Consider the following 22,721-nt stretch of genomic DNA (forward strand, 5'->3'; position numbering starts at 1 on the left):
GTCCTAGCCTGGGGCTGTCGCGTGGCGGGCGCGCGGAAAGATTCCGACCGGGGGTGGGTCATGACAGGACAGGGACTCGGAGCAGGCGTGGTCACGGCGGTGGTGGTGCTGGCGGGGCCGGTGCCCGCGGCGTTCGCGCACGGGGACGACCGGCCGGATGGGCCGCGCGTGGTCGCGGAGGGCCTGGACAACCCGCGTCAGCTGAACTGGGACCAGGACGAGAACCTGGTGGTGGTCGAGGCCGGCCGCGGCGGCCCGGACTGCGTCGGCGAGCGGTGTGCGGGGCCGACCGGCGCCGTCACCCTGATCGAGGATCCGCACCGGGACGCGCCCGCGGTGTCGACCGTGGTCGAGGGCCTGCTGTCCGTGGCGGCGCCGGACGCGTCCTTCGCGGAAGGCCCCGGCGGCGCGGACGCCACGGACGTGGACGGCCAGTACATCGTCGCGGGCTACGACCCCGAGCGGCTCGACCTGTCGGTGTTCGAGGCGCGCGGCGCGTCGATGCTCGTCGCGGGCACCGAGGAGAACGGGGAAGAATACCTGCTCGCGTACGCCGATCTGCAGGCGGCCGAGGAGGAGCTCAACCCCGACGGCGCGCAGATCGACTCCAACCCGTACGCGGTCCTGTACGTGGACGAGGACGACGAGGTCTCGCCGGACGGGTACGCGCTCGTGGCCGACGCCGGCGCGAACACCGTGTGGAAGGTGGAGCCGGACTTCTCCACCGCCACGGAGGACGCGCCGCCGGAGTACGAGATCACCGCGTGGGCCACCTGGCCGACCACCGCCCTGCCCGACGGCACGGACGACCCGGAGGGCCCGGCCGAGTTCGTGCCCACGTCCCTCACCGCCGACGAGCACGGCAACGTCTACGTGGGCGGGCTGGGATCGGTCCGACCGGGGGAGGGCGCGGTCGTGCAGTTCTCCGCGGACGGCACCGAGCTCGGCCGCTGGGACGGCTTCACCGCGGTGACCGGCGTGGCCGTGGACCGCGGCCACCTGTACGTCTCGCAGCTGTTCGGGCCCACGCCGCCCATGCCTCCGGGGGAGACCCCGGCGGCGGAGGCGCCGCCGAGCCCGGGGCAGGTCCCCGGCCAGGTGGTGGTCGTGCACCGGCACCACGAGGACGCGGCGCGGTACGCGATCGACGTGCCCCTGCCGGCCGGTCTGGCGACCGGGCGGCACGGGCAGGTCTACGCCTCGGTCAACAGCGTGGCTCCGGCCGAGGGGATCGCGGAGGGCCCGCAGAACCCGTTCGGCGCCGTCGGCGGCGGAGCGGTCTGGGAGCTGGACTTCTCCGACGCCTACCGCCTGGAGGACACCAGGGAGTAGGCCCCGGCGCCGGAGGAACGACGACGACAGCGGTGGCGCGGCGCCGGCCCGCCACCGCCGCCGGACCGCCGCCGGACCGCACCGACCGGCCTCCGGGGGCCGGAGGCACGCAGGACCACCCGGGAACGACGTTCGAGGCGAGGAAGAGCCATGGCACCGACGACCGAAGATCTGGTCCACCTCATCGCGGAGGGGTTCGTCTGCGCCACCGAGGGGAGGGGGCACGCCACGCCGGGAGGGCGGCCCCCGAGCAGGATCGTGGTCGACGCCACCGAGGGGTTCATCCCTCTGTGGCAGCCGGGGTCGATGCTGAAGTGGCGCTTCCAGGAGCGCAGCTTCGCGCTCGCCCCCGACCCGCAGGAGAGCCGGTCGATCGTCGGTGGGCTCATGAGCGAGGCCCTGGTGCGGTGGAGCTCGGCCGCGCCGGTCCGGTTCACCCACGACCCCGACCTGTGGGACTTCGAGGTGGTGCTGCGCAACGCCGCGGACTGCACCCCGGAGGGCTGCGTCCTGGCCAGCGCGTTCTTCCCTGACGGGGGGCGGCACGAGCTGACCGTCTACCCCACGATGTTCGAGCAGTCCCACGAGGAGCAGATCGAGACGATGATCCACGAGTTCGGCCACGTCTTCGGGCTTCGGCACTTCTTCGCGGCGAACCTCGAGAAGCCGTGGCCCTCGGAGGTCTTCGGGACGCACAGCCCGTTCTCGATCATGAACTACGGGCCGATGAGCAAGCTCACGGACGAGGACCTCGGCGACCTGCGGGAGCTCTACCGGTTGGCCTGGGCCGGCCACCTCACCGACATCAACGGGACCCCGGTCCGGTTCGTGCGGCCCTACAGCGCCTCCGGGTCACCGGTCGCGGAGGCCGCCGGGGCACTGCCGGTCACGGCCCGGACGGACGCCCGCTCCACCCGGTACTGACCGGGACCGGCCGCCTCCTCGCCCCGGGTCAGCCGTCCGTGCCGAGGAACTCCTCCGCGATCTCCAGCCGGCGCCGGGCCCGGTCCGGCGGGCCGCCCGAGCGGCGGGCGCCGGCCACCAGGGACAGGGCCACCCCGGCGCAGCGCACCCGCAGCGCGGCCGGGTCCACGGCCGCGTCGAAGCCGGCGAGCAGGCGCCGCGCGGCGGCCGGCGCGTGCCCGTAGCTGTCGTGGACCGTGGGCAGGACCGCCAGGTGGGCCACCAGGCAGGCGAGGTCGTCCACCCGGTGGCCGGGGCCCACAGCGTCGACGTCGAGCACCCCGGTCACCGGGCCGAACGTCCCGCGGACGGCCGGGCCGACGAGCAGGTTCGCCTCGTAGAGGTCCCCGTGCACGGGCACCACCGGGCCGGGGTCCGTGGCCCGGCGGGCCTCGTCGATCGCCGCGGCGAGCCGTTCGATCCGTCCGCGCTCCTCCGGCAGGGCCACCGCGGCCGCGGGCCCGTAGTCCAGGACCCGGTCCGTCCAGGAGGCGCGGGCGGGGAGCTCCAGCGCGGCGGCGGGCAGGGCCTCGAGCAGCGCCAGCACGTGCTCGGGGTGCAGCGCGGCGGCGCCGTCCTGGCGCACGGACGCGGCCAGCGGGGTGCCGGGCAGCTGCCGGAGCACCACCACGTCCCGGACCGGGTCCTCCACGGGCGCCGGCACGGGCAGCCCGGCCTCGAGCAGCATCCGGTGCCGGGCGTGCAGCGCCGCGGCCCGGTCCCGCCGCAGCACCTTGAGGTAGCGCACCCGGGACCCGTGGGCCGCCCGCAGCACCGCTCGCCGGGTGGGCCGGTAGGAGACCTCGGTGAGCTCCGCGGGCTCGGCGGAGCCGAAGACCTCCCGGCCCACCGCCCCGGGCGAGGACGCCCAGGCGAGCCCGGGCAGCCACGGGTCCTGCGGGTGCCGCCACGCCACGAGGTCCACGCCCTCGTGCCGGGTCCGCACCACCGCCGGGGACGTGCCGGCGGGCGGGGACGTGCCGGCGGGCGGGGAGGCGGTGCTCACGCACACCACCTCGGCGCCCCGCCGTGCCCCGGCCAGGGCCACGACGTCGAAGACCGCGGTCACCCCGGCGCCCGGCCGGTGGTGGACACGCCGCCGGGTCCAGCGCTGCACGGACAGCCCGGCCGGGCTCAATGCAGCCGCCAGGACCGGGCCCATCCCGGTGCCCGAGAGCAGGGCCACGGCCTCCTGCTCCGGGCCCGCCACGGGGCTAGACCAGGTCCTCGGACAGCTCGAGCCAGCGCATTTCGAGCTCCTCGATCTCGTCCTGGACCGCGGTGAGCCGGGCGGTGATCTCGCCCAGGCCGGTGTAGTCGGACTGGTCGTGCGCCGCCATCTCCGCGTGCAGGGCGTCGACCCTGGCGGACAGCTTCTCCAGCTTCCGCTCGATCGCGCCCACCTCCTTCTGCGCGGTGCGGGCCTGCGCACCGGAGAGCTTCGGCCCGCCCTGCGCCGTCGTCGTCCCGTTCGAGGACGCCGCCCCCGTGGCCGCCAGCGGGTTCGAGGCGTTCGCGGAGCCGGCGGCCGTGCCGGTGCGGGACTGTGAGGCGAGCTCCAGGTACTGCTCCACGCCGCGGGGCAGGTGCCGGAAGCGGCCGTCGATCACGGCGTACTGCTGGTCGGTGACCCGCTCCAGGAGATAACGGTCGTGCGAGACCACCAGCAGGGTGCCCGGCCAGGTGTCGAGCAGGTCCTCCATCGCGGTGAGCATGTCGGTGTCGAGGTCGTTGGACGGCTCGTCGAGGATCAGCACGTTCGGCTCGTCGAGCAGGATCATCAGCAGCTGCAGCCGCCGCTTCTGCCCGCCGGAGAGGTCCTTGACCGGGGTGGCGAGCTGCTCGTTGGTGAAGCCGAGCCGCTCCAGCAGCTGGCCCGGCGTCATCTCCTTGCCGTCGGCCAGGTAGGTGGTGCGCTTCGAGGCGACCACGTCCGAGACCCGGTCCTCGGCCACGTCCTCCAGCTCGGACAGCTGCTGGGTGAGGGTCGCGATCTTCACGGTCTTCCCGCGCTTGACCCGCCCGCTCGTGGGCTGCACCTCGCCGGTGACCAGGCCCAGCAGCGTGGACTTGCCCGCCCCGTTGACGCCCAGGATGCCGGTGCGCTCACCCGGGGCGATCAGCCACGTGACGTCCCGGAGCACCTCCCGCGGTCCGTCGTCCTCGGTGGGGTAGGAGACGGAGACCTTCTCGAGGTCCACCACGTCCTTGCCCAGCCGGGAGACCGCCAGCTGGGACAGGGCCACGGTGTCGCGCGGCGGCGGGACGTCGTTGATCAGCTGGTTCGCGGCCTCGATCCGGAACTTGGGCTTGGCCGTGCGGGCGGGCGCGCCGCGGCGCAGCCACGCCAGCTCCTTCTTCATGAGGTTCTGCCGCTTCGACTCGATGGTGGAGGCCTGACGGTCCCGCTCCACGCGCTGCAGGACGTACGCCGCGTAGCCGCCCTCGAAGGGCTCCACCATCCGGTCGTGCACCTCCCAGGTGTCGGTGCACACGGCGTCCAGGAACCACCGGTCGTGGGTGACCACGGCCAGGCCGCCCTGGTTCTTCGGCCAGCGGTTGTTCAGGTGGCGGGCCAGCCAGGTGATGCCGTCCACGTCCAGGTGGTTGGTGGGCTCGTCCAGGAAGATGACGTCCCAGTCGCCGGCCAGCAGCGCGGCGAGCGCCACGCGGCGCTTCTGGCCGCCGGAGAGCTCGCCCAGCTTCGCGTCCCAGTCCAGGTCCTTGACCAGCCCCGAGACCACGTCCCGCACCTTCGCGTCCCCGGCCCACTCGTGCTCCTCGCGGTCCCCGACGACGGCGTGCCCCACGGTCAGCTCCGGGTCCAGCACGTCGGCCTGGTCGAGCATGCCCACGCGCACGCCCGAGCGTACGGTCACGCGGCCCCCGTCCGGCTTCAGCCGTCCGGCGAGCAGCTTCATGAGCGTGGACTTGCCGTCGCCGTTGCGGCCCACGATGCCGATCCGGTCGCCCTCGTCGATGCCGAGACTGACGGCGTCGAAGACCGTCTTGGTGGGGAATTCCAGGTGCAGGTTCTCGCCGCCGAGTAGATGTGCCACCCGTCAAGGGTACTCGCGCCCCCGCCCCGCCGAGTCCCCCCTCTCTGGGCCCCTGGGCGCACCGAGCCCCCATGATGGGCCCCCTCGGCGCGCCGACTCCCCAGTGACTGGACCCTTGCCGCGTCGAGCCCCCAATGATTGGGGCTCTGCCGCGTCGAGTCCCCCATCTCGTCGCAATCCCCCCAGCAGGATCGGGGGGATTTGCGAGGACATGGGGGGCTCGGCGGAATGGGGGGGCGGAAATGGGGGCGGGGGAGGCACATGAGCGGACAGGAATTTCTCAGCGGCGGCTCAAGCTCGGGTGAGAGCATGGAGTGCATGGAGCAGAATCCGACGGAGCGATCCTCCGCGTCCCCGAGCACCCGTCCGCTGGGCACCAGGCTGGACGGGATCACGGACCTGGAGACCGCCGTCCGTGCCGTGACGGAGCACCCCGGACCCGTGGAGATCCCGGCGGGCCCCGGCCAGCTGGTCGGGCGCCACCTCGGCTCGGTGCCGCAGCGGCAGGTCGGGGAGGCGCTGCGCGGAGCCGGCGCCGACCCGCTGATGATGCGGGCGGACATCTCGATCGACGAGGACATCCCGGACGAGGGCGTCATCGCGGTCCTGGACGACCACCTCTCGCTGGCCGCCGGCGTGGGCGCCGAGTACCTCGTGGTGCCCCGGGCCGGGATGGGCGGGCGGGGGCGCAGCGAGGAGCGGATCTTCTCGATGCTGGCCGCCCTCGACGAGGCGGCCTCGGCCCACCAGGTGCACCTGCTCCTCGAGACGGAGGGCGCCACCGCGGACGAGGTGGAGCTGGTCGAGTACCTGGAGCGCGCCCGGGAGGCGGGGACCCTGGACGTGGACCCGCACTACGTGGCGTCGGTGGCCTGGAACGTGGCCGCGTCCTCCGCTGCGGGGGAGGGCCCGGCCGCCGCGTTCGAGCGGATGCGGCCCCTGCTGGACCGTGCGCCGCTGATCGTCTGCGGGGTGGACGAGGACACCGTGGAGGACCTGTTCGCCGCCGTCCCGGAGCTGCGGGAGGCCGCCGCCACGGCCCGGATCATCGTGATCCTGGGGCGCCCGGGAGCGGCGGGGGCCTGACCCCCGAGTGGTAGGGTGACTGCCTGTGCACTGCGTGCACCACTGCCGTTCCACGGCGGTGCTCCGCCTTGGTGTAATCGGCAGCACCCCGGCCTTTGGAGCCGTGGAGTCTAGGTTCGAGTCCTAGAGGCGGAACGTCCGCATCCCGCCGGAGAGCCCGGAAGCTCGAGATCCCCAGAGCCGAAGAGCCGACAAGCTAGTGAGACGGAACAGAGCCGGAGCCGGTGAGCCCACCGGCTCCTCTCTCAGATCGACGACCGAGGAGCTGCATCCCGCCGTGAGCACCCCCCAGACCCCTGCACATCGTCCGGGGGCGGCCGTCGGGCCCGCCGCCGTCATCGTCCTGGCCGCCGGCAAGGGCACGCGCATGAAGTCCAAGACCCCCAAGATCCTGCACCGGATCGGGGGTCGTTCCATGGTCGGGCACTGCCTGGTGGCCGCCCGGAGCCTGCACCCGCGCCGGCTGGCGGCCGTGGTGCGCTTCGAGCGGGACCTGGTGGCCCCGCACGTCCTCGAGCAGGACCCCGAGGCGATCGTCGTGGACCAGGACGAGGTGCCCGGCACGGGCCGCGCCGTCCAGGTGGCCGTGGAGGCGCTCGACGCCCAGGAGCGGCTGGCCGGCACCGTGGTGGTCACCTACGGCGACGTCCCGCTGCTGACCCCGGAGGTCCTGCAGCGGCTGGTCGCCCACCACGAGGAGTGCCGCAACGCGGTGACGGTGCTGACCGCGGACCACGAGCAGCCCGGGGGCTACGGCCGGATCCTGCGGGACTCCGACGGCTCGTTCCGCGAGATCAAGGAGGCCAAGGACGCCACCGAGGCCGAGCTCGCGGTCGCCGAGATCAACTCCGGCATCTTCGCCTTCGACGCCGACGTGCTGCGCGACAGCCTCGCGAAGGTCACCTCGGACAACGCGCAGGGCGAGATGTACCTGACCGACGTCCCGCTGCTGGCCCGCGAGGCCGGCCACGCGGTGGACGCGCTGAAGATCGAGGACCGCTGGGAGGTCGAGGGCGCGAACGACCGCGTGCAGCTCGCCCAGCTCGGCGCGCACCTCAACCGCCGGGTCCTCGAGGCGCACATGCGCAACGGCGTGACGGTCGTGGACCCCGCCAGCACCTGGATCGACGTGCAGGTGCGGATCGCCGCGGACGCCACGATCCTGCCGGGCACCCAGCTGCACGGGGGCACGCGGGTGGGCGAGGACGCCGTCGTCGGCCCGGACACCACCCTCACGGACGTGGAGGTCGGCCCGGGCGCCCACGTGGTGCGCACGCACGGCTCCGGCTCCGTGATCGGCCCCCGGGCCAGCGTGGGCCCGTTCGCCTACCTGCGCCCCGGCACGGTGCTCGCGGACGAGGGCAAGATCGGCACGTTCGTGGAGACCAAGAACTCCCGGATCGGCACCGGCTCGAAGGTCCCGCACCTGTCCTACGTGGGGGACGCCACGATCGGTGAGCACTCCAACATCGGGGCGGCCTCCGTGTTCGTCAACTACGACGGCGTGCGCAAGCACCGCACCGTGATCGGCGACCACGTCCGGATGGGCTCCGACAACATGTACGTGGCGCCCGTGCAGGTCGGGGACGGCGCCTACTCCGGGGCGGGCACCACGATCCGCAAGGACGTGCCGCCGGGGGCCCTGGCCCTCACCGAGGGCGCGCAGCGGGTCGTCGAGAACTGGGTCGTGGAGCACCGTCCCGGCACCGCCGCGGCCGAGGCCGCGTCCCGGGCCCTGGGCAACGGCGCCGCGACCGCGGCCGGGACCGTTCCGTCCGGAACCACCGAGCACTCCACGGCAGGGACCGGCGCCGGCACCACGGCGCACGGCGCGGCCGGGGACACCACCGAGGAAAGCGAGTAGCAATGACCACTGCCATCACCAACGAGGGCGCCAAGCAGCTGGTCCTGGTCTCGGGACGGGCCCACCCCGAACTCGCCGAGCGCATCGCCACGGAGCTGGGCACGGAGCTGATCCCCACGGACGCCTACGACTTCGCCAACGGCGAGACCTACGTGCGGTTCGGGGAGTCGGTGCGCGGCACGGACGCCTTCCTCATCCAGTCCCACCCGGCCCCGATCAACCAGTGGATCATGGAGCAGCTGCTCATGATCGACTCCCTGAAGCGGGCGTCCGCCAAGTCCATCACCGTGGTGTCCCCGTTCTACCCCTACGCCCGGCAGGACAAGAAGCACCGCGGCCGTGAGCCCATCTCGGCCCGCCTCATCTCGGACCTGTACAAGACCGCCGGCGCGGACCGGCTGATGTCCGTGGACCTGCACACGGCCCAGATCCAGGGCTTCTTCGACGGCCCGGTCGACCACCTGATGGCCATCCCGCTGCTGGCGGAGCACGTGCGCTCCGTCGTCGACGTCGAGAACGTCACCGTGGTCTCCCCGGACACCGGGCGCGTGCGCGTGGCGGAGCAGTGGACCGAGCTGCTGGGCGGCTGCCCGCTCGCCTTCGTGCACAAGACCCGCGACATCACCCGGCCGAACCAGGCCACCTCGAAGGAGGTTGTGGGGCAGATCGAGGGCCGCACCTGCGTGCTGATCGACGACATGATCGACACGGGCGGGACGATCTCCGGCGCCGTGCAGGTGCTGCGCGAGCGCGGCGCCAAGGACGTCATCATCGCCGCGACCCACGCCGTGTTCTCCGATCCCGCCGTGGAGCGGCTGTCCACGTGCGGCGCCCTCGAGGTGGTCGTCACGGACACCCTGCCCGTGCCCCCGGAGCACCAGTTCGAGAACCTCACGGTCCTCTCGATCGCCCCGCTCATCGCGCGCGCCATCCAGGAGGTCTTCGAGGACGGCTCCGTGACCAGCCTGTTCGACGGCAGGTCCTGACCCGCTCCCGGGAACGGTCGACGACGACGACGCAGCCCCTCGCCACCCGGCGGGGGGCTGCTCCGCCACCGGGGCCCTACAGCTGGGGCCTCCGCTGCGGAGCCCGGCACCGCAGGAACCACCGTCCCGGGCGGCACCGTCCGGGGAACCTTCGCGCCGACAAGGACAGCCCGCACCCCATGACCCGACGACGACACCGCCTCCTCGGCCCGCTGCTGCTGTGCGGCGCCGCCGGGCTGGTCCTCACCGGCTGCGGCCCCGACCTGCGCGAGCCCTGGTCCGGCGGCTACGTCAACACCACGTCCTACCCGTACTTCGACTTCGGGGCGGAGGCCGCGGGGCAGTCCCGCACGGTGCTGGGGTTCGTGGTGGCCGATCCCGAGGACCCCTGCACGCCCTCGTGGGGCGGCTACTACGGGCTGGACGAGGCGGAGGACGTGCTGCGGATGGAGGAGCAGATCGCGTCCCTGCGGGAGCAGGGCGGGGAGGTGGCGGTCTCCTTCGGCGGCGCCGCCGGGGCCGAGCTGGCCACCGTGTGCACCGATCCGGACCGGCTGCTCGCGGCGTACCGGACGGTGCTCGAGCGCTACGACGTGGGCATCGCGGACTTCGACATCGAGCTGGACGACCTCGAGGACCGGGAGGCCAACCGCCGGCGGGCCGAGGTGCTGGTGCGCCTGCAGGAGGAGCGGGACGAGCCGCTCGAGGTGTGGGCCACGCTGCCGGTGGCCCCGCACGGCCTGGACCAGGACCCGGTGGAGGTCGTGGCGCAGCTGCTCGCGGCGGAGGTGGACCTCGCCGGCGTCAACCTCATGACCATGAACTACAGCGAGAGCAAGCCCGCGGGGCAGTCGATGGCGGCGGCCTCGGAGGAGGCGGCCCGCTCGGCGCACGGCCAGCTCACCGCGCTGTGGGAGGCGGCGGGCCAGGACCTCTCCGCCGAGGAGGTGTGGAACCGGATCGGGCTCACCCCGATGATCGGGGTCAACGACGTCCCCGGGGAGGTCCTGGACCTGGACGCGGCCGCCGAGCTCGCCGGGTTCGCCCGGGAGCAGGGCGTGGGGCGGCTCTCCTACTGGTCGGTCAACCGGGACCGGCCGTGCACGGCGGAGGACGGGGCCCCGGACGAGGCGAACGACTTCTGCAGCGGCCTCGAGGAGGAGGCAGGGGAGTTCACCCGGGTCCTCCGCGAGGGCTTCGCGGGCTGAGCTCCGCCGGCGGGGCCGGCTCCCGCACGGAGCGGGGGTAGAGCCAGGACCGGCCGGGGCGGCCGGTGCCGGCAGCTCCCTGTCCCGCGGAGGCGGCAGCAGCGGGGGCAGGCACGGGAGCGGGAGCGGTGGCGGGGGCGGCCGCGGGCCGGACCGGCCACAGCCGCGGCCGCCGACCCGCGGCGAGGTCCTCCGCCCAGCCCACCGCGAGCACGACCACGGCGAGCAGCGGCCAGACCAGCACGAAGGACAGCCACGGGCTCGCCAGCAGCCCGGGCACGGCCGTGGCCAGGACGTCGCTCTCCCACAGCAGGTCGACGAGCAGGACGGCGCCGACCAGCAGGAGGTTGTGCCACAGGTAGACGGTCATCGCCCGGGCGTTGAGCAGGGTCACGGCCCCGTCCAGGAACCGCAGCGGCCGGGGCAGCTCCCGCCAGGCCGGGGAGACGCGCAGCAGCACGGCGCTGAAGCCGAAGGACCACAGGGCCTGGGCGAACGGGATCTCGTTGAGGTCCCACCCCGCCTCGCCGCGGTGCCCGGCGGCCCACCACAGGCCCAGGCCCATCACCGCGGGCCCCGCCGCGAGGACGGCGCCGCGGGGGAGGCGGCGCAGCAGCCCGCTCTGGTGGGCGAAGCCCAGGATCCAGCAGGAGCCGTAGGTCGCGAGGTCCGTCACCGGGGCGTCCGCCCAGGAGGGCAGCGGCACGAGCCCGAGGGCGAGCAGTCCGCTCAGGGCGAGCGGGGCGAGCAGCACCGGCCAGGGCCGGGCCCGGAACGCCCGCAGCAGCACGGGGGAGAGGAGCAGGAACCAGACGTAGGCCCGGACGTACCAGAGGATCTCCCCGGCCTGCACCGGCCAGGTGGGGTCCACCGCCCCGGACCCGGCGCTCTCCGGGAGGACCGGGTCCCCGACCGGGAGGAACCACAGGAGCACCTGCCCCCAGGACGCGTCGGCCCCCGGCGTCCAGCCCTGTGCCACGAGCAGCACCAGGACCGTGGCGGCGTAGACCCACAGCGGCACCAGCACCCGCCGGGCCCGGGAGGCGAGGACCGTGCCCGCGGGCCGGCGCAGGGACCGGGCCATCAGGAAGCCGGCCAGCGCGAACATCACGCCCATCGCGGGGAACACGAGGCTGAAGGCGGCGCCGGCGAACGTGTGGTAGGCCACGACGCGGACCAGCGCGATCGACCGCAGCAGGTCGAGGTACCGGTCCCGGCCGGGCTCAGACCCGCTCACCGCGCCGGTCCTCCTGCCACGGGGCCTCCCCCCCGGCGGGATCCGCGGCCGGGGTCAGGTCGATCACGCTGTTCGTGCGCTCGGGCTTGTACCAGCCGATCATCCGGCCCCGCAGCGCCTGGAGCAGGGAGGCGTACAGGAGGTAGGCGCGCAGGGGCTCGTAGATGATCCGGTAGACGGGCACCACCAGCAGGTGGGTCCAGGACTCGCCGACCATGCGGATGGCGAGCACGCAGATCACGGCGTGGATGGCCAGGACGAAGGCGGCGAAGGCGGCGATGGGCTGCCAGTTCCCGGCGGCCAGGTTGATCCCGGCCATGAGCACGGTCAGCGGCAGGAAGACCAACGGGATGAGGGTGGCGAGCAGGGTGTAGGGCAGGGCCACCATCCCGAGGAACCCGTAGCGGGGGCGGAAGAGCATCCCGGCGTGCTTCCACAGGGCCTGGAGGTTGCCGTAGGTCCAGCGCAGCCGCTGCTTGGCCAGGCCGCGCACGGTCATGGGGGCCTCGGTCCACGCCACGGCCCGGTTCTCCTGCACCACGGCCCAGCCCAGCTTCTGCAGGGTCATGGTGAGGTCGGCGTCCTCGGCGAGGGTGTCGTGGGAGTAGCCCCCGGCGGCCTGGAGGGCCTCCTTGCGCCAGGCGGCGCACGCCCCGGGGACGATGGAGATCGCCCCGGCCACGCCCTCGCCCATGCGGGTGACGCAGATCCCGGAGATGTACTCCAGGGACTGCCACATGGTCAGCAGTCCGGTGCGGTTGCCGACCTTCACGTGCCCGGCCACGGCTCCGACGGGGCGCTTGGCGTCCTGGGCGTAGAAGTGACGGGCGAACATCCGGACGGTCTGGGGCTCGAAGAGGGTGTCCCCGTCGAGGGTCACCACGATCTCGCCCCGGGCGGCCATGATCCCGTGGTTGGAGGCGATGGACTTCCCGCCGTTGGGCTGGGTGATGACCGTCAGCGCCGGCCAGGACGCGGCGTGCTCGCGCATGATCGCCAGGGTGCGGTCGGTGGAGCCGTCGTCGACGGCGATGACCTCGAGGTTCGGGTAGTCGCTGGCGCGCAGGGCGGCCAGGGTGCGGGCGATGACGGGCTCCTCGTTGAACACCGGCAGGATGACCGAGACCAGGGGCAGCCGGTCCTCGGGGAGCTCCGGCCAGGCCCGGCGGGTCTGGCGGCGGTGGCCGATCAGGGCCAGCACCACGTAGAGGGCGGACATGAGGGTCAGGGACCCGATGCCGAACCAGAACAGCCACGTCATGACCACGTCCGGGGCCACGGTCAGTCCGGCCACGGCCAGGGCGGTGGCGTCGTCGGCGAGCACGGGCTCGGTGTCCGCCGCCGGCAGGTAGCCCTCGGGGACGATGGGGGCCAGCGTCGAGAAGGTGTAGCCCTGCGCCTTGGCCTCGGTGATCAGCTCCTTGAGGGCGGCCACGGTGGCGGTGCGGTCCCCGCCGCCGTCGTGCATCAGCACGATGTGGCCCTCGCCGTCGAGCGCGGGCAGGTCCACGGTCTCCCCGGGCGCGGCCTCCCAGTCGTGGGTGTCGTAGTCGAAGTCCACGTGCAGGTAGCCCAGCTGCTGGGCCTCGAGGATGGGCAGGGCCTTGTTGTCCGGGTCGCCGGTGGGCAGGCGGAACAGGTGGGTCGCGTAGCTGCCGACCGAGCGCATGGCGCGGTCGGTGCCGATCAGCTCCTCGCGGTTGCGCAGGTCGTCGTCCCAGGCGGTGGTGTGGGTCATGGTGTGGTTGCCCACCATGTGCCCCTCCCGGACGATCCGGCGGAAGAGCTCCGGCTGCCCGACCACGTTGGTGCCCACGCTGAAGAACGTGGCGGGCACGCCCTCGGCCGAGAGCACGTCGAGGATCTCACCGGTGTAGGTGGCGTCGGGGCCGTCGTCGAAGGTCAGCATGAGCTGCTTCTCCGGCAGCTCACCGAAGCGCTCCATGACGTAGGGGCTGTCCCCCACGAGCTCCCGCTCCTCGTCGGTGAGCACCCGGAACACGTCCTCGCTGAACGGGCTGCGCAGCACCGTCCCGGCCTCCGTCTCCTCGACGAGCCCGATCCGGCTGAACGGGTTGGACGCGTCCCCGAGCAGCGGGATGTTCTCCTGGTCCCCGGTGGCGATCAGCTCCCGCGGATAGCCGTTCTCCTGGTGCAGCGGCCGCTCCCAGGGCTGGGCGAGCGCCTGCGGGACGATCCAGGACACGGCGCCGGCCGCGAGGGCCAGGAGCACCACGAGGGTGGCGAGGATGCGGTACCAGCGCTTGCCGCTGGGGTCGAAGAACACCGGCGGCGCGGCGCTGCTGCCGGTCCGCTCCGCGCGTCGGCGGTGCGGTGGTCGTCGGTCGTTGTCGGATGCTGCCACGGCGTGCTCGTTCCCCCGGTCGGCGGTCCGTCCCCTCGACGGACCGGCCGGCGCATCCCCCCGGACGGGCCGACCGGGCCAGCCTGCCAAGCCGCGACCCGTCTGTCACAAGTGCAAACAGGTTGCACAGGCAGCACATCTCATCGCTGTGCATGCAGGTGCGAGTGCAAACGACTGCCATCGCGGCACCTGAAGTTACGGGGTGGTACTTAATGAACGAAAACATCCGCCGATCGGGGGACGGGCGCGGCCGGACTCGTCCCCCCAAGTGGTGACACGGGAATCCACACATTCACAGATTCGCGACAGGAAACACAGCTCGATTCCGTCCTGCCTGTGAAGCGCACCACATCCTGACGTGGCCGGATGTGATCGCCCGCCCTCGTGCGGGGGACAACCGCGGCGAGCCGGTGCCCGGCCCCCGCTCGGGGGACACCGGCACCGGGACCGGGGACAAGAACGCCGGCCGGGGACGGCAGAACGCCCGGCCGGAGAACCGGCCGGGCGTTCAGCGGGTGGCGAGGGGTCAGCGGGTGACCCAGGTCCGCTTCGTGATCGAGGACCAGTGCACGGTGTAGCCGTTCGAGAACCGCTGGCGCACCTCGGAGCCGTACCGGTACTCGTCGGTGCTCGGGTAGCCGTAGCCCCGCTCGTAGCCGGCGGACTTCCAGCGCTGGCCGATCGCGCTGTTCTCCTTCACGGCCTTCGCACCGGTCCGGGGGCTCCAGAGGACCTTGTGCACGGTGGCCCCGCTGCGGAACACCTGGTAGGCGCCGCCGCCGGTGAGTCCGCCGCGCTCCGGGCTGCTGGGGTAGCCGTAGCCGCGCTCGTGCCCGGCGGCGGCGAACTTCTGGCCGATGGCGCTGTTGAAGCGCACCGGCCAAGCGCCGGTGGGGGCGCTCCAGTAGAACGTGGTGCTCCTGGCGAAGCTCTGCAGGGCGCCGCCGCCCACCAGGCCGCCGCGCTCGTTCATGGTGGGGGCGCCGAACACGGCGGCCCCGCCCAGCGCGCGGTACTGGTTGCCGATCCCGCCGCGCACCGTGTACCCGGCGGAGGTGATCGGGGCGGTGGGGGGCTTGGGCGCCGCGACCGTGCCCACCGTGGAGCGGGTGTCCGCGGGGGCCTGGCCGGCGGCGTAGCCGTAGGAGTTCACGGTGCCGACCAGCTTCCAGCCCTGCTTGTTCCCGGACAGCTGCCCGTCCACGTAGGTCAGACCGATGCCGATGACCGTCATCCTCGGGTCGGTCAGCACCTTGTTGTGCGCCTTCGAGCCCTTCCACCAGTTCATGAGCTCGGTGACGGTGCCCTGCCAGGACACGGAGTGGATCTCGCCGACGGCGTTCCAGTTCCCGGCGCGCTCGTCCTTCCAGAAGTCGTCGGTGTGGTCGATGACCTCCTCTCGGACCAGGCGGGTGGACTGCTCCTGGCCGATCTTGGAGAGCGTGGCCGAGTACTTGACCGGGGCGAGGCCCTTGGCCTTGCGGTGGGCGTTGATCAGGTCCAGCAGCCGCTGGGTGTCGGCCGAGCGGGTGCTCGTGGAGACGTTGACGATGTCCGAGGTCGCCGCGGCGGCGGGGGCCGCCGCGAGCATCCCGGTGGCGGGGACCGCCAGGGCGAGGGCCGCCGCGGTGAGCGCCAGGCGGCCGGTGGTGCGGGGGCGCGCGGGGGCGCGGTGCTTGGCGGTGTTCATCGGGTGGCCCAGGTCCTCTTCGTGGTGGTGGAGTAGTGCACGGTGAAGTTCTTGGAGAACTTCTGGCGGACCTCGGTGCCGTAGCGGTACTCGCCGGTGGTCGGGTAGCCGTAGCCGCGCTCGGAGCCGGCGGCCTTCCACTCCCGGCCGATCGCGCTGTTCTCCTTCACGGCGTGGGCGCCGGAGGCGGAGCTCCAGAGGATCTTGTGGACGTCATTGCCGCGCCGGAACAGCTGGTAGGAGCCGCCGTTGACCAGGCCGCCGATCTCGGGGGTGGAGGGGTAGCCGTAGCCGCGCTCGTAGCCGGCCCGCTTCCACGCCGCGCCGATCCCGCTGGTCTCCCGGACGGGCTGGGCGCCGGTGGCCGGGCTCCACAGGACCTTGTTCACGGCGCCGCCGCTGCGGAACACCTGGTAGGCGCCGCCGCCGGTGAGGCCCGTGATCTCGCGGGTGGACGGGTAGCCGAAGCCGTTCTCGTAGCGGTTCGCCGTGAACTTCCGGCCGATGGCGCCGTTGAAGTTCACCGGCCACGCCCCGGTGGGGGAGCTCCAGTAGAAGGTGGAGTTCTTGGAGAACCGCTGGTACACGCCGCCGTTGACCAGGCCGCCGCGCTCGTTCATGGTCGGGGTGCCGAAGACGGAGGATCCGCCGAGGGCCCGGTACTGGTTGCCGATGCCGCCCTTGACCACGTATCCGGCGGGGGACACCTGGGTGGGGGTCCCGGTCGGGGTGCCGGCCGGTGCCCGGCCGCCCATCGGCTTGTAGTAGCGGTTGCGCACCAGGTCCTGGAGCTGCGCGGTGCTGCCGCGGAAGACGTTGGCGTCGATCCGCTCGGTGAACCCGGCGTCGGTGTACTGCCAGAAGTCGTAGGTGGACCAGGCGCTGGGCACCCGGGGGGCCGTGGTCTCGTAGGCGGCGATGTGCAGGGGGTGGTCGTTGAACGCACTGGTGTTGCCGGTGCAGTCCTGCCACCAGTAGTAGTTCGTGTAGATGGCCGGCACGCGCCCGGTGCGGGCCTTGTACCGGTTGGAGAAGTCGCGGATCCAGCTGACCATCTCGGACTGGCTGAAGCCGTAGCACTGGTTGCCGTACAGGGAGGGGTACGGGTTGTTCTCGACGTCGAGCAGGCCGGGCAGGGTCCGGCCGTCCGCGGACCAGCCGCCGCCGTTGTTGATGAAGTAGTCCGCCTGCTTCGCGCCCGAGGAGTCCCGGGTGGGGATCGCGAAGTGGTACCCGCCGCGGTGCATGCCCACGGCGCCCGCGCCGGCGTACTGCTGCTGGAACAGGCTGTTGCGGATGCTGTCGCCCTCGGAGGTCTTGACGTAGGCGAAGCGCGAGCCCTGGTTCCACAGGCTCGACCAGTTCAGGGACGGCTGCCAGTTGGAGACGTCCGTGCCTTTGATGCCGCTGGGGGCCCAGGACGCGGCGGCGCCGAGGGACTCGGCCGACGCGACCCCCGCGACGGCCTCCTCCGCGGTGTCGCCGTCCGCCGCGCCGGCAGCGGCGCCGTCGTCGTCGTCGTCGGTGTCCGTGGCGCCGGAGAGCTCCTCCGCGGTGCGGGCGGAGGAGGCGGCCATCTGCTCGAAGTGGCTCTCGGACTTGGCCCACTGGCCCATCACGGCGCCGCCGTGGGGGTCGCCCGCGGCCGGCTGCGTGCCGGCGCGCGCCGGGTCGGGGAGAACGGCCTCGCCGGTGGTCGCGTCCACCAGGGTGGAGACGATCTCGCCGTCGGACTCCACGACCTTGGAGACCAGGTTGCCCTGCCGCTCCTCGGAGAGGGTGGTCGATCGGGTGGTGGCGGCCTCTTCCAGGGCCGCGACCGGGGTCAGTGTGGTGATGGCCAGCACCGCCGCCGTGAGGGCGGCAGGCAGCGTCAGTCGGGGGGTTGCTTTCACGCTGGAACGCCTAACTCGCATGGATCGTTGGGGGGAACGACTCGTGCAAGGCCATCGGGATGGGGGGAAGATCCTCAGAGCCACGACGAGTATAAAGGCGCGTTTGCATAAACAATCAATAACGATGGGCCGTGTTACGCACCCGTACCTCTCTGGCCGTAGTGATTCTGTCCGCTGGGTGCGTTGCGGGGGCCGCGCGCCGGGGAACGACGACGACGGACCCGGCGCGCCCGGATCCCGTCGGCGGCGCGATCCCGGTGGGTGGGCGAAGACCCAGCTCAGGACCCGGTGCCGGATACGATGAACCGGACTCGACCCCCCAGAGGAGAACCATGGCCCCCACGCGCATCCTGACGGTCTGCACGGGCAACGTGTGCCGCTCGCCCATGGCGGCGGTCGAGCTCGACCACGGCCTCAACGAGATCTCGCCCGGCGGCTTCGAGGTGACGAGCGCCGGGATGCACGCGCTGGTGGACGAGGGCTTCGAGCAGCGGGTGGGCAGGCTGGCCCAGGACCGCGGCCTGGAGGCCGCCGCCGCGCACCGGGCCCGGCAGGTCACCCCGGACGTGCTGAAGGACATCGACCTGGTGCTCGTGATGGCCCGGGAGCACACCCAGCCGGTGCTCCAGCAGTCACCGCGGCTGCTGAAGAAGGTCTTCACCCTGCGGGAGTTCGCCCGGATCCTGCAGTACCTCTCCACCGACCCGGAGCTCGACCGCGCGGTGCCGTCCGACCGTGCCGAGCGCTGGGCCTGGCTGGTCCAGCAGGCGCCGCGGCTGCGGCAGCGGGTGCCGGTGCGCCACCCCGAGCGCAACGACGTGATCGACCCCTACCGCCAGGAGGACGCTGTGCTCCAGCAGATGGCGGACGAGTTGTTCGAGGCCACGGACGCGATCCTCGCCTTCGAACGCCGCTACGCGGAGCCCGCGCCGGTGGCAGAGTAGTACTGCGTCAGGTGTGTTTTGCGCGGGTGCCTGTTCCACCCGGGTGGGGCGCCTTGTGGGGCGGGGAGTCCTGCACCGACCGCGCGGTCGTTCAGTCCTGACCGAACCTCTGCTGGGCCGCTTGGCGCGTCGTGTCGAGAGCGGAACCGATCAAGGCCCAGGAGTCGCCGGCCGCACGGGCGGCCTTCACCGCCTCCCGCAGTTCGTTCTCCGCCTCGGTGATGTGCTGCCGAGCGGCCAGGATGCGCCGGAAGTGCACGGCGTCACGAGCGGGGTGCGACGACACGTCGAGCTCGTCCAGTCCCGTGCGCTTACGTGCGGATCCGCGAACCTCCATGTCCTCAACGTGCCCGACCACCCCGGGCGTGTCAAGATGCACTTGACGCCAACCGCCGTGTTCGACGCGCTCCGCCGGTGCGGGGCGGTGGCGAGGAGGACGAACGGGCACGTCACACGCCTGTTCGCTGCTTGACCGATGAACGGGACCGGTTCCTTAATGGAGCTCAGGTCGGCCACGCCTGCGAGGAGAACCCGTTCCCGGTCCCGTGGACGATGACCGGGTGCTGCACTGATCATTCGCGAGGAGTTCCTGATGGCCGCTGACCGAGCACTCCCGGAGGACTTCCACGCGCTGTACGACGCCGGCGTCCGGAACGCCCGTGGCACCGCGCCGCCGGCTGCTCCGGCTCCTGGGTCGCCGGGCCACCTCCGAATGGACGCGCAGCTCGGCGACCTGGAGGTGGACTACGACCAGGCGACCGCGCTGCCGAACCGCATCGCACGGCGGGCCCCGGCCGCCGGGCTGTCGGGGGAGGCGGGCGCATCGCCGGAGGAGACCGTCCAGCGCTTCGTCACCGAGCACGGCGACCTGTGGCGGCTGTCCGAGGCGGACGCGCAGGGCGTCACCATCGTGTCGGTGAGCGGACGGGGGCTGCGCACGGTGCAGCTCGTGCAGCGGGCCGACGGCCTGGAGGTCTTCAACTCCGAGGCAACAGCCGCGATCGGACCGGACGGCGACGTGATGTCCGTGGCCGGCCAGTTCTTTCCCGGCGCCGCGCAGGCGGCCGGTGCCCGCGCGGCCAGCACCACCACCGGCGTCACCACGGCGGAGGAGGCGATCGCGGTGGCGGCGTTCGACCTGACCGGGGTCGAGTACCCCGCCACGGCCTTCACCGGGACGAGCACGGCGAGCGCGGCGAGCGCCGAGGACGCCGGGGGTACTGAGACCGGCGACACCGCCGGTGGCGGCTACCGGTTCTACCGCTTCACCGAACCGGCCGGCGCCGAGCCGACCGACACCGAATCGGCTGGCACCGAACTGGCCGGCGCCGGGCGGCCGGCGTTCGAGCGGGAGGTCCGGGTGAAGGACGTGCTGTTCCCGCTGGGGCAGGAGCAGTTCACCCCCGGCTACTACCTCGAGCTCTGGATCGAGGGCTACCCGGCGTACAGCTTTGTGATCGACGCCCTCGGGGAGCCGGAGGTGCTGTTCCGGAAGAACCTGCGGGCGGACGCCGCTTTCACCTACCGGGTGTTCAACACGGGGGACGCCCTGTTCCGCCCTGAGGACGGCCCGGCGCCCGGGTCGCCGCACCCGACCGGGCGCCCGGACGGGTTCCAGGCTCCCACCATCCCCGACCGGCTGGTCACGCTCGAGAGCCTGCTCCCGGGCGCCCCGTGGCTGCCCGAGGGCGCCTCGACCACCCGCGGCAACAACTGCATCGCCTACGCGGACGTCCGGGCCCCGGACGGGAGCAGCTCCGGTGACGTGGACGGCCGGGCCACCAGGGCGCGCACCTTCGACCACGCCTACGACCACGCCCGGCCCGCGAGCGACCCCACCAATCTGCAGGCCAGTCTCGTCGGGATGTTCTTCCACGTGAACTGGCTGCACGACCGCTGGTACGAGGCGGGCTTCGACGAGGCGGCCGGCAACGCCCAGCAGGTGAACCTCACGGGGGCGGGCCTCGGCGGGGACCCGATCCTGGCCGAGGGCAACGACTTCAGCGGCACCGACAACGCCAACATGCAGACCCCGGCCGACGGCGCCAGCCCGCGGATGCAGATGTACGAGTTCCGCGGCGTGGCCCCGCTCCCGTCCCGCACCAGCAACTTCGACGCGCTGATCACCTACCACGAGCTGGGCCACTACATCACCAACCGTCTCGTCGGCAACGCCACCGGGCTGGCCAACCAGCAGGGCCGGGCGATGGGCGAGGGCTGGGGCGACTTCTTCGCGATCACCATGACCTCCCAGGCCACCGACGACTTCGGCACCGGCGCCTTCCCCGCCGGCGGGTGGACCGACCTCACCCCCACGTTCAAGGACAACTACTACTTCTCGATCCGCCGCTACCCCTACTCCGCGGACCTGAGCAAGAACCCGCTGACGTTCAAGAACATCAGCAACGGGGTGGTGCTCCCGGCCGGCCCGCCGCGCCGTCCGCACGGCGGCGGGCCGAACAGCGAGGTGCACAATGCCGGCGAGGTCTGGTGCGCCGCCCTGTGGGAGGTGTTCGTCAACCTCGTCGCCGCCCACGGCCACGCCGAGGCCGAGCGCCGCGTGCTCGAGTACGTGGTCGGCGGGCTCAAGCTCACGCCCAGCATGCCGACCTTCACGCTGGCGCGCGACGGCATCGTCACCGCGGTCGCCGCCCTGAACCCCGCCGACCTCGGCGCGGTGTGGCGCGGTTTCGCCAAGCGCGGCCTGGGCGCCGGCGCCGTGTCCCCGCCCAGCACCTCCACGTCGCTCGCGGGCGTGGTCGAGAGCTTCAGCACGCCGTAGGAGGCGCACCATGACGGCCCTCCGCTTCGAGTCAGGAAAGACGCCGGGGAACGACGACGGGCCCCGCGTCGTGGCGCCGGACGCGCTGCGGGCACTGACCGCCGCGGCCGCGGACGCCGGCGCCACTTGGACGCGGCTCGGCGACACGCTCCTGGTGACCGGGGCGCCGGCCCAGCTGGAGCGGACGGCCGCCGGCCGCGCCCCCGCGGAGCGGATCGAGGTCCCGGCCGCCCGCCTACACCTGGTGATCCAGAACGGCCGCCAGTTCCAGCAGACCCACCCCGAGGTCCCGGTCCTGCTCGACCGGGGACGCTATCTCGTCGTCGACCTCGACCCCGCCGAGGCCGGGAGGATCGTCGAGCCGTCCGAGCGGCACCTGCCGTGCTTCGGCGTCCGCCCCCTGCCGGCGAACACCGTGGTGTTCGCGCAGCGGCCACCGGCACCGGCATCGGCAGGGACGCGGGCCGTGGCGGAGCCGCGCGCAGCCGCCGTGTCCCGGGACGCGTTCGCGGCGGACCTGCGCGCGCTCGCCGGTTTCCGGACGCGGCACTCGGCGAGCCCCGAATTTGGCACCGTCCTCGACTGGGCCGAGGGCGTGCTGCGCGGACTGGGCTTCGCGACCCGGACCCAGACGGTGGCCCTCCACGGCGGGAGCACGCAGAACCTCATCGCCGAGCGGCCGGGTCGCGGCGGCGACGGCCGCACGGTGCTCGTCACGGCGCACCTCGACTCGATCAACGTCCGGGACGGCGCCGACGCCCCTGCACCGGGCGCCGACGACAACGGCTCCGGCGCCGCCGGGGTGCTTACCGTCGCCCGGGCCCTGCGCGACCACCCCGGAGCCCGCGACCTGCGGCTCATCCTCTTCGGGGGCGAGGAGCAGGGACTGTTCGGCAGCCGCCACTACGTGGCCGAGCTGGAACAGCAGGCCCGCGACCGCATCCACTCGGTGGTGAACATGGACATGATCGCGTCCCGGAACACGCCCGCGCCCACGGTGCTGCTCGAGGGCGCCGTCGCGTCCCAGGCCGTGCTGGAGGAGCTGGCCGCCGCGGCGCAGGAGCACACCGGCTTGACCGTGCAGACCAGTCTGCTGCCCTTCAACAGCGATCACGTGCCGTTCCTCGACGCCGGCATCCCCGCCGTGCTCACGATCGAGGGGGCCGACGGCGCCAACGACCGCATCCACACCGCCGGCGACACCCTGGAGCACGTCGACCACGACCTCGCCCTCGAGATCCTGCGGATGAACGTCGCCTACCTCGTCCAGGCGCTCGGGCAGGCATGAGCCAGGGCCGGCGCTCCGGCCA

The 22,721-nt window shown here is 72.9% G+C and carries 16 protein-coding genes and 1 tRNA gene; 10 read left to right on the plus strand and 7 right to left on the minus strand.

The window, feature by feature from the left end:
• Window positions 1-60: 60 nt before the first annotated feature.
• Window positions 61-1,332, plus strand: a complete 1,272-nt coding sequence (locus tag E7Z53_RS14730; RefSeq protein ID WP_176338055.1) for a ScyD/ScyE family protein — start codon at window positions 61-63, stop codon at window positions 1,330-1,332.
• A gap of 150 nt (window positions 1,333-1,482) precedes the next feature.
• On the plus strand, window positions 1,483-2,256 hold the full coding sequence (locus E7Z53_RS14735) for a matrixin family metalloprotease (protein ID WP_176338056.1): 774 nt from the start codon (window positions 1,483-1,485) through the stop codon (window positions 2,254-2,256).
• Window positions 2,257-2,284: 28 nt separating this feature from the next.
• Here the strand turns inward: E7Z53_RS14735 and E7Z53_RS14740 are convergent, their stop codons facing one another.
• Window positions 2,285-3,505, minus strand: a complete 1,221-nt coding sequence (locus E7Z53_RS14740; RefSeq protein ID WP_176338057.1) for a phosphotransferase — start codon at window positions 3,503-3,505, stop codon at window positions 2,285-2,287.
• Between the two features lie 4 nt (window positions 3,506-3,509).
• Window positions 3,510-5,354, minus strand: coding sequence for an ABC-F family ATP-binding cassette domain-containing protein (locus tag E7Z53_RS14745; RefSeq protein WP_176338058.1), 1,845 nt, complete (start codon window positions 5,352-5,354; stop codon window positions 3,510-3,512).
• 318 nt (window positions 5,355-5,672) lie between these two features.
• Between E7Z53_RS14745 and E7Z53_RS14750 the strand changes: the two genes are divergently transcribed.
• The 5 genes from E7Z53_RS14750 (at window position 5,673) to E7Z53_RS14770 (ending at window position 10,498) form a co-directional block, all read left to right on the plus strand.
• Complete coding sequence (locus E7Z53_RS14750) at window positions 5,673-6,440, plus strand: hypothetical protein (RefSeq protein WP_150110285.1); 768 nt, start codon at window positions 5,673-5,675, stop codon at window positions 6,438-6,440.
• A gap of 62 nt (window positions 6,441-6,502) precedes the next feature.
• Window positions 6,503-6,575 (plus strand) — tRNA-Gln (locus E7Z53_RS14755).
• 232 nt (window positions 6,576-6,807) lie between these two features.
• Complete coding sequence (glmU, locus tag E7Z53_RS14760; protein WP_440941486.1) at window positions 6,808-8,304, plus strand: bifunctional UDP-N-acetylglucosamine diphosphorylase/glucosamine-1-phosphate N-acetyltransferase GlmU; 1,497 nt, start codon at window positions 6,808-6,810, stop codon at window positions 8,302-8,304.
• 2 nt (window positions 8,305-8,306) lie between these two features.
• Window positions 8,307-9,290, plus strand: coding sequence for a ribose-phosphate diphosphokinase (locus E7Z53_RS14765; protein WP_017832365.1), 984 nt, complete (start codon window positions 8,307-8,309; stop codon window positions 9,288-9,290).
• Between the two features lie 179 nt (window positions 9,291-9,469).
• Window positions 9,470-10,498: a chitinase gene (locus E7Z53_RS14770; RefSeq protein ID WP_176338060.1), complete on the plus strand. Its 1,029-nt coding sequence runs from the start codon at window positions 9,470-9,472 to the stop codon at window positions 10,496-10,498.
• On the opposite strand, the gene E7Z53_RS14775 is transcribed toward E7Z53_RS14770, so the two are convergent.
• From E7Z53_RS14775 to E7Z53_RS14790, 4 genes are all read right to left on the minus strand, one after another.
• Window positions 10,464-11,735 (minus strand): acyltransferase family protein, encoded by a 1,272-nt coding sequence (locus tag E7Z53_RS14775; RefSeq protein WP_369597995.1) that lies wholly within the window; start codon window positions 11,733-11,735, stop codon window positions 10,464-10,466. The two genes, E7Z53_RS14770 and E7Z53_RS14775, sit on opposite strands and share 35 nt — an antisense overlap.
• Window positions 11,722-14,100, minus strand: a complete 2,379-nt coding sequence (locus E7Z53_RS14780) for a bifunctional polysaccharide deacetylase/glycosyltransferase family 2 protein (RefSeq protein WP_241975680.1) — start codon at window positions 14,098-14,100, stop codon at window positions 11,722-11,724. The genes E7Z53_RS14775 and E7Z53_RS14780 overlap by 14 nt, the downstream gene beginning before the upstream one ends.
• 526 nt (window positions 14,101-14,626) lie before the next feature.
• Window positions 14,627-15,790 carry a CAP domain-containing protein gene (locus E7Z53_RS14785; protein ID WP_095650415.1) on the minus strand — a complete coding sequence of 388 codons (1,164 nt, stop codon included), beginning with the start codon at window positions 15,788-15,790 and terminating at the stop codon, window positions 14,627-14,629.
• A complete protein-coding gene (locus tag E7Z53_RS14790; RefSeq protein ID WP_176338061.1) occupies window positions 15,787-17,685 on the minus strand; it encodes a GH25 family lysozyme in 1,899 nt (632 codons plus the stop codon). Before E7Z53_RS14790 ends, E7Z53_RS14785 begins: the two co-directional genes overlap by 4 nt.
• Window positions 17,686-18,017: 332 nt before the next feature.
• Between E7Z53_RS14790 and E7Z53_RS14795 the strand changes: the two genes are divergently transcribed.
• Window positions 18,018-18,629 (plus strand): arsenate reductase/protein-tyrosine-phosphatase family protein, encoded by a 612-nt coding sequence (locus E7Z53_RS14795; RefSeq protein WP_095650413.1) that lies wholly within the window; start codon window positions 18,018-18,020, stop codon window positions 18,627-18,629.
• Window positions 18,630-18,720: 91 nt separating this feature from the next.
• Here E7Z53_RS14795 and E7Z53_RS14800 read toward each other — a convergent pair whose 3' ends face one another.
• Window positions 18,721-18,966: a hypothetical protein gene (locus E7Z53_RS14800; RefSeq protein WP_035926627.1), complete on the minus strand. Its 246-nt coding sequence runs from the start codon at window positions 18,964-18,966 to the stop codon at window positions 18,721-18,723.
• 255 nt (window positions 18,967-19,221) lie between these two features.
• On the opposite strand from E7Z53_RS14800, the gene E7Z53_RS14805 reads away from it, so the two are divergent.
• Complete coding sequence (locus tag E7Z53_RS14805) at window positions 19,222-21,411, plus strand: M36 family metallopeptidase (RefSeq protein ID WP_176338062.1); 2,190 nt, start codon at window positions 19,222-19,224, stop codon at window positions 21,409-21,411.
• A gap of 10 nt (window positions 21,412-21,421) precedes the next feature.
• Window positions 21,422-22,699 carry a M28 family metallopeptidase gene (locus E7Z53_RS14810; RefSeq protein WP_176338063.1) on the plus strand — a complete coding sequence of 426 codons (1,278 nt, stop codon included), beginning with the start codon at window positions 21,422-21,424 and terminating at the stop codon, window positions 22,697-22,699.
• The last annotated feature ends 22 nt before the right edge of the window (window positions 22,700-22,721 follow it).

The sequence above is a fragment of the Kocuria salina genome (assembly GCF_013368965.1).
GTDB lineage: Bacteria > Actinomycetota > Actinomycetes > Actinomycetales > Micrococcaceae > Kocuria > Kocuria rosea.